We start from the raw sequence: 13,367 nt of genomic DNA on the forward strand, positions 1-13,367 counted from the left end.
CGTGAACATCATTCCGGTTTGACCCAGATCGGCGATGTCCAAGCCCGCTCCTGAACGAGAACGGGCATGTCGGGATTGGGTGGTGATCCGTTACGTACCGCGTCCCATGTCGACCAGCGACAAGATGGATTCTCGAGAACGCGGACGTAATAAGCTGCGCGGCGCGTCGGATCGTAGTTTGGGTCAGTCCACAGTGTTTTTAACTCGCCAACGCCACTGCCGGGGCGTGTAGAGCAGTCGGATATGTCTACATTGGCACCATTGTCGGGGCACCGGTGCGTGTCCGAATCTGGTTCGACATTTCCGGAACATGCAGCATCGTAGACGGCCTCATGCGCCTTGCCCTGGGCATCGGTCGACACTTTGATGACCTGCAAACGCTGCAGCGGATAAGAAGCCGGATCCCGAATCGCCCAAGCGAGAAATGACGGGGCTTGCTGATTTCCGACCAGTTCGCCGCCCTGTGGCACGCCAGTGCGGTAGGCTGCTGACACCAGGTCCGGATCTGCCAACATTGCCTGATCAAATCCGTATCCGGCAAACATGCGTGCTTTTATGCGCGGCCCGGACGTGCCGAACGTCTCCTTGCGACGAATGGCGTCGAAGATGGCATCCCGCGTATTTTCGTCGGCCCATACGCCGGCCAGCCCGGATGCGCTGTACTTGCCGGCAGACAGCTTGCGTCGCATGCTGGGCTTTACCGCGCCGGGCGGCAAGCTATTCAGCGATACAACACCGTCCCAACTGTCCGCACCTGCTGGTGGGACGGAATGTCGGAACTCAGGATTGGATCCGTCTTGGGGGAACTTGCCAGTAAAGTTCTTCTCATCGAAAGACCCGGCGCCGATATGTGTATCGCTGGAGCCAATGAAGCCGAACTTGTAAGGGTTGAAGCTCTCTGTTTCTTCGAAACCCAGTCCACGCGCCAACGCGTTGCGGGCGAAATCTCCGAGGTGCGGCGTAGACTTTGCGGCGCTTCCAACCAAGGTGTCGTAGATCTCGAAGTTTGCCCATTCGTCATTCGGGGATAGTGCTGGGTGGACTTCCGAGGTGCCTTTGACCTGCGAGATTTCAATTACCGGTTCGTTGCGCATGCGGGTGATCGCATAATCTGCAGTCAACTGACCGCCCTCATAGGTTTCGGACGCAAACATTTCGCCATTGGATGCGTTGGAATTGTGCGGGATGGAGATGACATCCAGACCCTCAGCGCGCCGCGCATCCATCCAGGCCCACAAGTCTTCCGGATTTGGGGAGTCGAGGGTGGAAAAAAGCCGGTCCGGCGCGTCTCCACGAAATATGACGTTCCGGTGCAGGTTCGCTGCGCCGGGAACTTCCGAGTCCATGACCTCTGTCATGGCGGTGAATTCGTAGCCGGAGAAGGCGGTGAACTTGCCGGGCTCATTGTGGCGTTCGGCCGTCTCAATGTTCTTCATCCAGGCCGAGTCGATGACGTCTCGATCGTAGATCTCATCCACTTCTTCGCCCGTCACGATGGTGATGCCCACATTATGGAACGACTGGGCAGGGTTCGTCGCGTCCGGTCCAAATACGGATTTTGCGAAATTCGTGCGCGACAGATTCGTACCGGGCGTTGCCATGACCGGCATGATGCCGAGATATTCGCCATGATCTGTGACGGCCAGAAAATCGAGTGGGCTGTCCAACTGGATTTCGTAGCCGCCGTCGGTGATTATTTTCTCGCCCTTTGCATAGCGATATGCGTCATCGGGTGTTGCCCGAACGGACGATATGAAGGCGTCAAAGGACTGTCCGGTATGGACGTGCAGGTCGCCGAATAATGCAGTCCTGTCAGCGGGATCTATTGATGTTGAACTCGCCGTGGCAATCGCAGCCGGTGCGGGCTCTGGTTCGGATGCTTGGGATTGTGTCTTGTCTGGCGCCCCACATGCCGTGGCTGCAAGTGCCAGTGCAGACGCCCCGGCCAGTATGGATACCCTCATCGATTCCTCCCGTTTTTCGTCCACCATCAGCCTTCTGGAGGCAAGATCAACGAAATTCGAGAAATTTCTAGTTGAGCGCCTTCCAGTAGCCAGTAGATTCCAATGCCATCTCCCGGGCGGCATCCTCTGCGCCGATCCGTTGCAGTGCTTTCAGGAGCAAGAGTAGGCTGGCGTCATCGAGTGCGGTCGGATCGCCTTTTGTCATGCCTACCGTGGACAGAATAACCTCTCCTGCAGCATCTGCCTCAGCGGAGGCAAGCACGCCTACCAATTGCAAATCTATTTCCGGGGTGGATTTGCGTTCGGGCGCATTCACGATCAAGCGGCGCGCATCCGCCGGGGGCGCAATGCCGAGAGCGGTCCATAATGCGAAAAGACGAGCAGCGGTCTGCTTTTGCAGGTCAGACTCGGCAAGTGTGGCTAGACGTTCTCCAATATAGTCGCTGGCGCTGCGTGTCGTCTCGCTGCCCGCAAGTGTCACCAGAGCCGACATGAGCGCGGCATCAAAGCTGCCATCTTCGCGCGCGCCTTCCATCGTATTGGCGGATGACCAGTCCTTGGCGGCAGTGTAATGGTCGGTGGCCAGCGCAGCCCGCGCGAAGATCGGAGCGTTGGCTGCCGTGAAAGTGTTGATCGGTAGGCGTTCGACGTCCTCCCATAATAGCCGCGCGACCGCGCTGAAATGGGCTGGTGTGTCCATAGCGCCTTCCAGTGCTGCGGCGAGCGCAAAAGCGCCATCTTCATCAGTGACAAGCGGATCGCGCGCTGCATAGAGCGCGCTCTCCAAAGGCGTAGAGGGCACGAAGCCCGGTTCGGATATCAGCTTGAGGAAGAGTGCCTGATAATCAGCCGTCTCCAGCATGCCAGCTTGGCTGGCCATTCCTGCGGATTGAACACGCAGAGTGATTGGCAATTTCGGATGCAGGGCCATTGCGGCTGCAAGGTCGGGACGATTCGCGGGGACGGGTGCCTCCGGAGGCGTGAGGCCCGCCTCGGCAGAGATGGCAAGGTTCAGTCCCGAAGAGTAATCTGCCTCTGGCGCATCAGGCAGTTCGCCGGATGTCGCAAACACAGCGGCCAGAAGCCAGGAATCGACGGCATCCTGTTGCAAGGCCATTTCAATCGCGAGTTCTGCGCCGGCAGTATTGCCTTGCAGTGCCGCGCAGACCGCGCGCAATTTGGCCCAATAACCTGAAAGACGGTCTGGCGCATTCAGCATATCGCAGGCTGTTGCTTCATTGCCCAGCGCAAGATTGAGATCTGCAACGATTTCATCCGCGTCGAGGCCAGGAGGAGGAGTTTCGAGTCGTGCCATGAGGGTGGCTGCGGCTTGGGCTTCGCCGAGGTCGTACATGATACGTGCCCGTTCGGCCCTTAGCAGGGGTTCCTGCATTCCCGCTGGTGGTGTGGCAGGCGACAGGGCCATGCGTTGCATCAACGTGCGTTCAGCCGGAGTCAGGTCGTGTGTGCGGACATCTCGCATCAATGGCAGCAAATCATCAGCGTCGGACGCGCGCCACATATCGGTTGGCAGGGAAGGCTCGCCCGCCTCGAGGAAGCTCATTCCCCACGGATTCACCAGCTCTAGACCGGAATCCTCGATTTGCGCGCCTGCCGGTAAGCTCCCGGCGAGGATGAGGCACACGACCGAGACAATGCCCTTAAAGGACATTGTCGACCTCGATGCGGACTTCACCGGGCTCTGGTTTACCCTTTTCGGCTTGTCCGCCCAGCCACCAGGCCGCGCCGAGGACAAGTATTGCCAGCAGGCCTAAAAGGATCAGAAACTTGCGCATGGCTATTTACCCCTAGATACAGAATTCCGGCGCTGGATTGCGAAGGCGCGACAGCAACTATAGGACAAGTACCGAACGGAGCCCGAAAGTCCAGAATGCCTTCTGACAGTGACAGTACTTCCAGACCGGTTGACGCGACATTGCCCTACATGTCGCGAACCGTCGCGCTTGTCGGTTTGATGGGGGCAGGAAAATCTACCGTCGGGCGCCGCTTGGCCGAACGATTGGGCCGAGAGTTTTATGACAGTGATTCGGAGATCGAGAAGGCGGCGGGCCTATCAATAACCGATATTTTCAAACTGCACGGAGAAGAGGATTTTCGGCGCGGGGAGCATCAGGTGTTGAAGCGGCTATTGGAGTTGCCTCCCCACGTGTTGGCTACGGGCGGGGGTGCCTACCTGAATGATGAGACCCGCCTGTTGATGCAGAAGAACGCGGTCACCATCTGGCTGAATGCTGATCTCGAAACTCTTTGGCGACGTGTCCAGAAGCGCGATACGCGTCCCTTGCTGAGGCGTCCGGATGCGAAGAACGTACTGACCAATCTGTTGGCAGAGCGCGAGCCGATCTATTCCCAAGCCGATCTCGTCGTGCCGTCAAAGGACGGACCGCACGCGGCCACCGTCAATGCCATATACAAGGCCCTCCAGACATGGACACCGAAGTGAACGTGACCGCACCACCGCTTGAGACCGTCACGGTCGAGCTCGAAGATCGCAGCTATGACATTCTCGTCGGCCACGGCGCGCTGGACCAGCTCGGTGCGCGCGTGTCGGCCATGATCAAACAGCCGCGGGTCTTCGTGCTGACAGATGAGACGGTCGAGCGGATGCACCGACATCGACTGGATGAGGCGCTTCGGTCAACCGGTGTGACGACGCATTGGAAATCCCTGACGCCGGGCGAGAAAACGAAGTCGTTTTCCAATCTCGAAGAGATCCTCGACTGGTTACTTGAGGCCTCTGCTGACCGCAGCGATGTACTCATTGCGCTCGGTGGTGGCGTGATCGGTGATATTACGGGGCTTGCAGCCAGCCTTATGAAGCGCGGCATGAAATTCGTGCAGGTGCCGACGACCCTGTTGGCCCAGGTCGATTCCTCGGTCGGCGGCAAGACCGCGGTGAACACGCCGCGCGGGAAGAATTCGATTGGTGCATTCTATCAGCCGCAATTGGTGATAGCTGATACGTCCCTGCTTGAAACGCTGCCGCCGCGAGAGCTGCGCGCTGGTTACGCCGAGATCGTGAAATATGGATTGATCAATGATCCGGGTTTCTTTGCGTGGCTTGAAGAGCATGGCGAAGCGGTGCTGGCACTGGACCCGGCGGCAATAGCGCAAGCGGTTGCCACCAGCTGTCGTGCCAAAGCGGCCATCGTTGCGGAAGACGAGCGCGAAACCGGCGTCCGGGCGCTGCTTAACCTCGGCCACACGTTTGGCCATGCACTTGAGGCGGCAAACGGCTATGCGCCGGATCTGTTGCACGGCGAGGCCGTTGCCATCGGCATGGCGCTCGCATTTCGCTATGGCGCAAGTCAGCGTATCACGCCGCAATCCGATGCAGACCGTGTGACGGCCCACCTCAATGCGACGGGGTTGCAATCAAGCATTCCGGGACGTCAGGGTGGGCCTTACATCGCTGCGCGACTGGTCGAGCTAATGCAGCAGGACAAGAAAGCCAGCGGCGGCAAAGTACCCTTGATCCTCGCACGCGGTATTGGCCAGTCCTACATCCACAAGGATGCAGATCTTGCGTCCGTCGAAGCATTTCTCCGTAGCGAATTGCTGGAGAGCTGATCCACACATATGAGACCCCACCCATGATTGCCGGTTACATCATTTCGATCCTCGTGCTGCTTGGCCTGTCCGGCTTCTTTTCCGGCTCCGAGACGGCGCTGACGGCTGCCTCGCGCGCCCGCATGCACCAGTTGGAAAAGGACGGGGACAAGCGGGCCGAGACGGTGAACCGTCTGATCAGCAATCGTGAAAACCTGATCGGTTCCATCCTGCTGGGCAACAATCTCGTGAACATCCTGGCGTCGGTTCTTGCAACATCCCTGTTTACGGCGCTGTTCGGTCAGGGCGGGCTCGCGCTGGTATTGGCCACAGGCGTGATGACCATTCTGGTGCTCGTGTTTTCCGAAGTGCTGCCTAAAACCTACGCGATCACGCGGCCTGACACGATGGCGATGAGCGTAGCCCGGCCGATCAGTGGCCTGGTCTGGGCGGTTGCCTGGATCGTCAAGCTCATCCAGTTCATCGTGACCATCACGCTCAAGATTCTCGGTCTCGGCGCACCGGCTGAACTGGTTACGGCAGAACAGGAAATTCGCGGTGCCATTGACCTGCATGCCTCCGAGGGCGGTGTGGGAGCCGAAGACCGTCTGCGTCTTGTCGGCGCGCTCGATTTGAAGGAGTTGACCGTCGAAGACGTGATGATCCATCGGAAAAACATTCGCATGTTGAATGCGGATACTGAGCCTCGGCAGTTGGTAACCAAAGCGCTCGCCAGCCCGCATACGCGCCTACCGCTATACCGGGGCGAGAAGGAGGAGATTGTCGGCATTTTGCACGCAAAGGACCTGTTGCGGGCGGCGCTGCCGCTTGGCGGCGACCTGAGCGCGCTCGATCTCGACTCGATCTTGCGCAAGCCGTGGTTTGTACCGGAGACAACACCGGTACAGGACCAACTCGACGCATTTCTTCAAAAACGGAGTCACTTCGCGTTGGTTGTTGACGAGTATGGCGAGCTTCAGGGGCTGATTACGCTGGAAGACATCCTGGAAGAGATCGTCGGTCATATCCATGACGAGCATGATGTGGCCGTTCAGGGTGTGCGTCCCCAGCCAAATGGATCAGTCAACGTGGATGGATGGGTACCTATTCGGGACCTGAACAGGGCGACAGGCTGGAACTTGCCAGATGAAGAAGCCGTAACCGTTGCAGGCTTGGTCATTCACGAGGCGCAGACCATTCCCGAGCCTGGACAGAGCTTTGTCTTTCACGGGTATCGCTTCAACATACTCAGGCGTCAGCGAAACCAGGTCACTGGCCTGAACATATCAGAGGCCGAGACGGCCTGATTTCGGCTCTCGGCTGGCCATATGCATCTGCTGCGACGGATCTTCGTCGCAGCCATTGGCCTTCAGCCAGTTCTTCTCGGTGAGCGTCACGATGTGGGCGGAGTCTGGATCGGGATTGTCCATGGCGATAACAGCCCACTCGCCGCTGAGCGTTGGGACGTCATGGGACACCGGAACGAAGACTATCTCTCTATCCTGAGTGCAAACCGTGTCGCGAATCCAGTGCATCATGCCGAGATTCACCTTGTCGGAAGGTGTCTCCGCAATCGCTGAACCTGCAATCATTGCGCCTATTGCGGCGGCAGTCATGAGTTTCTGTACCATCACCCGTTCTCCTCGACGGCTGCGAAATTAATGATCGAGTCATATTTCGGTTCCGCGTGGAGTCGGATTTTTCAAGATTCATGCCGCTTTCGCGTGTAGGGCGAGTGCGTGCAGGCCGGAATCAAATTCGGACTGCAGCGTCAACATGATCGCGCGTTGGGCTTGGACGCGGGACAGACCTTCGAATGCCGAGGACGTGATTCGCACGGTGTAATGCGTCTCTCCACCCGGCGCGGCGCCTGCATGACCTGCATGTTTCTGGCTGTCATCGGTAATAATCAGCTCTACCGGGTGAAAAGCTTCAGTTAAAAGCTCACGAATTCGCGATAACCTGTCACTTGGCTGTGGCATCTTTAACCTGCACTCCCTATTATGCCGGGTCATGTCTGACGGTGACCCATTTTCCTATCGCGTTAAGTTCAAAGATATACGCATCAAGCCTCCCAAAGACGAGGCTTCCCGTGCGCGTGCGCAGAAGACTCGTGTCTGCGACCACAAACAATGTGATCTTGAGGGGACCCATCCTGCGCCCAAGCGTCAGGGGAATGGTCGTCATTATTTCTGCCAGGCGCATGCAGCAGAGTACAATCGCAGCTTTGATTTCTTTGAAGGCATGTCGCAGGCCGAGGCCGCTTCGTTCGCCCGGTCTGAGCGGTATGGTCACAAGCGCACCTGGAAATTTGGCACAGGTCCAATGCGCGGCGAAAAGGGACCTCAGAAGTTGGACCCGCGGCGCTGGGCAGGCAGCAAGTTCTTCAATGTTGATGATGTTGCGAGTGGCGAGTCGGCCTCGTCCGGCCACCGGAACACGCTGCAGAAGCGCGCCTTGAAGGAACTCGATCTCGAAACCGATGCAAAGCCAGCGGAGATTCGCGCGCGCTATGCAGAATATGTTCGCCGGTTCCACCCGGATTCGAACAAGGGCGACCGGTCATCAGAACACAAGCTCCAGCGCGTCCTTCGTGCCGGCAAGCTGCTGAAGGCCGCAGGCCTGATGAAGGGCTGACATGCACGATATCCTGGTGATCGGCGGCGGGATCAACGGAACCGGGATCGCGCGCGACGCTGCTGGTCGTGGGCTGGATGTGGTGCTCTGCGAAAAGGATGACCTTGCCCAGCATACATCGTCAGCCAGCACGAAGTTGATTCATGGCGGGCTGCGTTATCTGGAGCAGTATGATTTCGGTCTGGTGCGCAAGGCCCTGATCGAGCGCGAAATCCTGCTTAAGGCAGCGCCGCACATAATCTGGCCAATGCGGTTCGTCCTGCCGCACCATAAGGAACTTCGTCCTGCCTGGCTGATCCGACTTGGTCTGTTCATCTATGATCACCTTGGCGGACGCAAATTGTTGCCTGCAACCACAACGCTTCGGCGCAAATCGTCGGCCAGACTTGACTCGCTCAAGGAAGAATATCGGCTTGCTTTCGAGTATTCTGATTGCTGGGTCGAGGATTCGCGGCTTGTCGTGCTGAACGCCGTCGATGCGAAATCGCATGGTGCTGAAGTCATGACGCGTACCCGCTGTACGTCGCTTGTGCGCAGTGGTGACCATTGGGATGCAGTGCTGGAAAGTCCGAAAGGATCCGAGACCCGGTCATTCAGGGCGGTCGTCAATGCGGCAGGTGCCTGGGTCGACGATGTTCTGGGGCTCGACTATGGAAAGAAAAACGAGACCCACCTACGACTTGTAAAGGGTAGCCATATCATCGTGCCGCGCTGGCACGAAGGCGACTACGCCTACTTCTTCCAGAATGGTGATGGCCGAATCATGTTCGCGATTCCCTATGAGCGCGGCGCGTTCACACTGATCGGCACGACGGACGTTCCGTATGAAGCAAATCGCGACGAGGTGAAAATTACGCCTGATGAGATCGAGTATCTCTGCAAGGGCGCGAGCGAGTATTACAAGCGGGCCATCACTCCAGCAGATGTGGTGGCGACCTATTCCGGTGTGCGCCCACTATATGATGACCACGCTGCCAACGCCTCCAAAGTGACGCGCGACTATGTCCTGAAACTGGATGATGACGGCGGAGCGCCGATCCTGTCAGTGTTTGGGGGCAAGATAACGACCTTTCGGGAATTGGCTGAAGACGCGCTTCAGACACTGGATAAGGTTTTTCCGGGGGCAGGTGGTGAGTGGACACGCGACGCTGACCTTCCCGGCGGAGACATGCCTCGCGCGGATTTTGACGGTTTCTATGAAGGATTGCGACAGGATTATCCCAAGCTGAGCGCTAACCTTCTGCAGCGTCTAGCACGCGCTTACGGCACCGACGCGCGGCGTTTGTTGGGGCAAGCCGAAACGGACGGCGATCTTGGCCGAAAGTTTGGTGCGAGCCTGACCGAAACTGAGGCGCGCTACCTTGTTGAAGTAGAGTTTGCCCGAACCGCAGATGACATTCTGTGGCGTCGTTCCAAGCTGGGCCTGCACATGAGCGCGGCGGAGCGGGATGCGTTCGCGGGATGGATGGCGACTGAAATGGCAGTGAAGGCCTGACCGCTCTGACGCCGCGCTGCACAGGTTGATGGCATACCTGTATATTCTGTCATGCCGCGCTGTTTCGCCCGCCGTGCCTTGGTAGACAGGCGAACGGCTCTATGGTCAAAGGCGCCATCCGGATTATCGCGGCTGCGGTCGCTTTGAGAGAGACTGAAGATGACCAAAGGCTTGGTAACTGTTTTCGGCGGGTCGGGGTTCATTGGACGGTATGCCGCCCGTGAACTCGTCAAGAAGGGCTGGCGTGTGCGCGTTGCCTGTCGGCACGTGAACACTGCCGGGGATGTTCGTCTTGCGGGGCCTCCAGGCTGGGTCGATATTATTCAGGCCAATATCCGCAATCGAGAATCGATCGAGCGCGCGCTGGAAGGCGCCGACGCTGTCGTGAATCTTGTTGGCATCATGTTTGAGAAAGGCGCTCAGACGTTTGAGTCGGCTCAGAGCGAAGGGGCTGGATTGCTGGCGCAAGTTGCCGCCGAAAAAGGCATTGCACGGTTTGTCCAAGTTTCAGCCATCGGCGCTGATGCCGATTCCTCGGCTGACTATGCACGCACAAAGGCAGAAGCTGAAGCCGCTGTTCGCGACGCCATTTCTACAGCGACCATTCTACGCCCATCCATTGTGTTTGCGTCGGAAGACGAGTTCTTCAACCGCTTTGCTGCGATGGCAACGTCCCCGTTGATGAGTGTATTGCCCCTGTTGCCGGCCATTGGCGGTGGATCGACTCGCTTCCAGCCGGTCTATGCCGGTGATGTGGCCGAGGCGATTGCTGTGTCGGTGGATGATGCGGCCACGGCAGGCAAGACTTACGAATTGGGCGGCCCCCGCATTTACACGTTCAATGAACTGTATGACGTGATCCTCGAGACGATTGACAAGCGCCGGTTCAAAATTCCGTTGCCGTTCTTCATCGCAAAGCCCGCGGGTTATCTCACAGCAGCTGTCTGGCGCTATATTCCGCCATTCTCGTGGGGCTTTCTCGGCGATCCGCCCCTCACAGGAGACCAGGTCGAGATGCTTAAATCCGACAATGTGGTCGCCGATGATGCGCTGACGCTGAAGGATCTTGGCGTCACGGAGCTGGAAACGGTTGAAGCGATCGTGCCTTCCTATCTCTGGCGGTTCCGCGACTATGGCGAGTTTCACAAGGCGTCCGAGGCCTAAGTCTAGAGTAGTCCGACGAGTGGTGATCCCAATATCAGCACGGCTCCAAGTGCGAAGCGGTACAATACGAAGGGCAGAAAGCTCATTCGGCTGAGTAGCGACATCAGGAACCAGATGGACGCCAGCCCCGTGATGAAGGCGATGCTTGCCACAATCAGTCCATCCTTCAGGGTCAGCACGGTTTCGGTGGCATCGGCTGTCACCAATCCCATCGCTCCGTAAAGTCCGGCAGCGGCGAGGATTGGGGCGCCGATCAGCATTGAAAATCGCGCTGCCTCGGTGCGGTCATACCCGAATGCACGAGCGGCCGTCATCGTAATGCCGGAACGGCTGGTGCCTGGCAGGATTGCAGCGATCGCCTGGGTCGCGCCGATCAGGAAAGCATGCCACATCGTCATGTCTTCTTCCTTGCGATCGCGCGCACCTTTCACATCGGCCCACCAGAGCAGGGCGCCGAAGATGATCGTTGTGGCGGCGACGACATAGATGCTGCGCATGCTTTCCAGCATGCTTTCGGGCAGGAATTTTTCGTAGGCGAATGCGACCAGAACGGCGACCGGCGTTGCAACAATCACGGCGGCTGCAAGGCGAGCCCCTTTTGAAAGTGGCGATTTTGATACTGGTGCGGCGACCAGTTCAAATCCTCCTGCAATGGCGCTGGTCACGTCCTTTCGGAAATAGATCAGCATCGCCAACAAGGTGCCGAGATTTGACACGGCATTGATCAATAACTCGTCGCCGGGGCTAGCTTCGAAGAATCCTGCGGCGAGCAGTACATGGCCGGAAGAGGACACGGGAAGCCATTCTGTCGTGCCCTGCAGCAGGGCGATAATGGCGAGCTGTAATAGGGACATCAGGCGAGCCTTACAGTTTCAACGCAATTCCCAACTATGGGAATTTACCAAAAAAGCCACCACTCGTATAAAGATCAATATGATATTGTTTTTCCGTATTGAGCCGCACAGGCGGTAAAGCGGGCGGCCGAGTGCAGTTTATAAATATCATTATGAGTTGTGAATGATCGAATGCGCTTGCGAGCTTGGAGGGAAAGTTCTAAGCCCACACTTCTAATACCGGGAGCGCCGAAATGGCAGAAAAAATGCTGAAATTCATCAAAGTCGAGCGGAGCATGCCGTCAAAGCGGGATGCCTCGGACCGAAAAGACGATTTCAACGAAATCTATTCTGAGTTCAGCAGGGACAAGGCTGGTGAGCAAGCCGCGCGGTGTTCGCAGTGCGGCGTCCCATTCTGCCAACAGGGCTGCCCCCTTTCCAACAACATTCCTGATTGGTTGAAGCTCGCCGCCGAAGACCGGCTCGAAGAAGCATATCAGGTCTCGTCGGCGACCAATAACATGCCTGAGATTTGCGGCCGCATCTGTCCGCAGGATCGTCTGTGTGAGGGTATCTGCACCATCGAACAGTCGGGCCACGGCACAGTCACGATCGGATCTATTGAAAAGTATATCACTGACAATGCGTGGGATCAGGGATGGGTGAAGCCGATCACGCCCCCACGTGAACGCGCCCAATCTGCAGGCATTATTGGCGCGGGCCCTGCGGGCCTTGCTGCCGCTGAACAGCTCCGCCGAAAGGGCTATCAAGTCACGGTTTACGATGCTTATGACCGGGGGGGTGGCCTGTTGGTCTACGGAATCCCTGGCTTCAAGCTCGAGAAGGATGTGGTTGAGCGCCGTATCAAACGCTTGGAAGATTCCGGAATCCGGTTTGAGTTCAATACGCGGGTCGGCGAGACGGTGTCTCTCTCAACGCTGCGAGATCAGCACGACACGATCCTCATCGCGACAGGTGTCTACGCAGCAAAGGATCTGAAATGTCCGGGCAGCGGGGCCAAAGGCGTATTCCCTGCGCTGGAATACCTGACCGCTTCCAACCGCAAGAATTTTGGCGATGACGTGCCGGCCTATGATGACGGGACTTTGAACGCAGACGGAAAGCGCGTGGTTGTGATCGGTGGCGGCGACACTGCGATGGATTGCGTGCGAACGGCGATCCGTCAGGGCGCCAAGAGCGTATCTTGTGTGTATCGCCGTGACCGCGCGAATATGCCGGGCAGTCAGCGCGAAGTGACGAATGCCGAGGAAGAGGGTGTGACCTTTGAATGGCTGGCTTCGCCCGATGCCATTCTCGATACGAAAGCCGGCAAACTTAAAGCTGTTCGCGCGAGCCGGATGAAACTGGGCGAGCCCGATGCCTCCGGTCGTCAGTCTCCGGTCAAGACCGGGGAAACATTCGACATCAAGGCCGACATGGTCATCAAGGCGCTGGGCTTTGACCCGGAAGACCTGCCGGAATTGTTTGGCGAAGAAACCTTGACCGTAAACCGTTGGGGCGCGGTTCGGGTCGATTATGCAACAATGGAAACCAGCCTGCCCGGCGTTTATGCGGCAGGGGATATCGTTCGCGGCGCTTCGCTCGTTGTCTGGGCCATCAAGGATGGCCGGGACGCAGCAGAAGCCATGCACAAGGCGATGAGAGCACAAGAGCGCGCTTCTAAAGTAGCGGCGGAGTAGTCAG

The 13,367-nt window shown here is 57.8% G+C and carries 13 protein-coding genes; 7 read left to right on the forward strand and 6 right to left on the reverse strand.

Annotated elements, in window-relative coordinates; translation table 11 throughout:
- Positions 1-8 precede the first annotated feature (8 nt).
- From CFA77_RS00295 to CFA77_RS17165, 3 genes are all read right to left on the reverse strand, one after another.
- Positions 9-1,964 (reverse strand): DUF3604 domain-containing protein, encoded by a 1,956-nt coding sequence (locus CFA77_RS00295; RefSeq protein WP_206991761.1) that lies wholly within the window; start codon positions 1,962-1,964, stop codon positions 9-11.
- 67 nt (positions 1,965-2,031) lie between these two features.
- Positions 2,032-3,528, reverse strand: coding sequence for a hypothetical protein (locus CFA77_RS00300; RefSeq protein WP_206991762.1), 1,497 nt, complete (start codon positions 3,526-3,528; stop codon positions 2,032-2,034).
- Positions 3,529-3,625: 97 nt separating this feature from the next.
- Entirely contained in the window at positions 3,626-3,760 is a 135-nt protein-coding gene (locus CFA77_RS17165) for a hypothetical protein (RefSeq protein ID WP_256434941.1), read from the reverse strand.
- 149 nt (positions 3,761-3,909) lie between these two features.
- Here CFA77_RS17165 and CFA77_RS00305 point away from each other — a divergent pair, with 149 nt between their 5' ends.
- Genes CFA77_RS00305 through CFA77_RS00315 form a run of 3 tightly spaced genes read left to right on the forward strand, consistent with a single transcriptional unit; the run spans position 3,910 to position 6,841 of the window.
- Positions 3,910-4,428 carry a shikimate kinase gene (locus CFA77_RS00305; RefSeq protein ID WP_242517430.1) on the forward strand — a complete coding sequence of 173 codons (519 nt, stop codon included), beginning with the start codon at positions 3,910-3,912 and terminating at the stop codon, positions 4,426-4,428.
- Positions 4,413-5,555, forward strand: coding sequence for a 3-dehydroquinate synthase (gene aroB / locus CFA77_RS00310; protein WP_206991764.1), 1,143 nt, complete (start codon positions 4,413-4,415; stop codon positions 5,553-5,555). Before CFA77_RS00305 ends, aroB begins: the two co-directional genes overlap by 16 nt.
- Before the next feature lie 23 nt (positions 5,556-5,578).
- Positions 5,579-6,841 carry an HlyC/CorC family transporter gene (locus CFA77_RS00315; protein ID WP_206991765.1) on the forward strand — a complete coding sequence of 421 codons (1,263 nt, stop codon included), beginning with the start codon at positions 5,579-5,581 and terminating at the stop codon, positions 6,839-6,841.
- Here CFA77_RS00315 and CFA77_RS00320 read toward each other — a convergent pair.
- Together CFA77_RS00320 and CFA77_RS00325 are read right to left on the reverse strand one after the other, a co-directional pair.
- A complete protein-coding gene (locus CFA77_RS00320; protein WP_206991766.1) occupies positions 6,821-7,165 on the reverse strand; it encodes a hypothetical protein in 345 nt (114 codons plus the stop codon). The genes CFA77_RS00315 and CFA77_RS00320 overlap by 21 nt on opposite strands.
- Before the next feature lie 78 nt (positions 7,166-7,243).
- Positions 7,244-7,516 (reverse strand): BolA/IbaG family iron-sulfur metabolism protein, encoded by a 273-nt coding sequence (locus tag CFA77_RS00325; RefSeq protein ID WP_034812955.1) that lies wholly within the window; start codon positions 7,514-7,516, stop codon positions 7,244-7,246.
- A 31-nt stretch (positions 7,517-7,547) separates the two neighbouring features.
- Here CFA77_RS00325 and CFA77_RS00330 point away from each other — a divergent pair, with 31 nt between their 5' ends.
- From CFA77_RS00330 to CFA77_RS00340, 3 genes are all read left to right on the forward strand, one after another.
- Positions 7,548-8,171 (forward strand): DnaJ domain-containing protein, encoded by a 624-nt coding sequence (locus CFA77_RS00330; RefSeq protein ID WP_034812959.1) that lies wholly within the window; start codon positions 7,548-7,550, stop codon positions 8,169-8,171.
- Between the two features lies 1 nt (position 8,172).
- Positions 8,173-9,666, forward strand: a complete 1,494-nt coding sequence (locus tag CFA77_RS00335; RefSeq protein WP_206991767.1) for a glycerol-3-phosphate dehydrogenase — start codon at positions 8,173-8,175, stop codon at positions 9,664-9,666.
- 159 nt (positions 9,667-9,825) lie between these two features.
- Positions 9,826-10,830: a complex I NDUFA9 subunit family protein gene (locus tag CFA77_RS00340; RefSeq protein ID WP_206991768.1), complete on the forward strand. Its 1,005-nt coding sequence runs from the start codon at positions 9,826-9,828 to the stop codon at positions 10,828-10,830.
- A 2-nt stretch (positions 10,831-10,832) separates the two neighbouring features.
- Here the strand turns inward: CFA77_RS00340 and CFA77_RS00345 are convergent, their stop codons facing one another.
- On the reverse strand, positions 10,833-11,684 hold the full coding sequence (locus CFA77_RS00345; protein ID WP_206991769.1) for an undecaprenyl-diphosphate phosphatase: 852 nt from the start codon (positions 11,682-11,684) through the stop codon (positions 10,833-10,835).
- Positions 11,685-11,917: 233 nt separating this feature from the next.
- On the opposite strand from CFA77_RS00345, the gene CFA77_RS00350 reads away from it, so the two are divergent.
- Entirely contained in the window at positions 11,918-13,363 is a 1,446-nt protein-coding gene (locus CFA77_RS00350; RefSeq protein WP_206991770.1) for an NAD(P)-dependent oxidoreductase, read from the forward strand.
- Positions 13,364-13,367: the final 4 nt, after the last annotated feature.

It is taken from the genome of Hyphomonas sp. KY3, from assembly GCF_017309975.1.
Classification (GTDB): domain Bacteria; phylum Pseudomonadota; class Alphaproteobacteria; order Caulobacterales; family Hyphomonadaceae; genus Hyphomonas.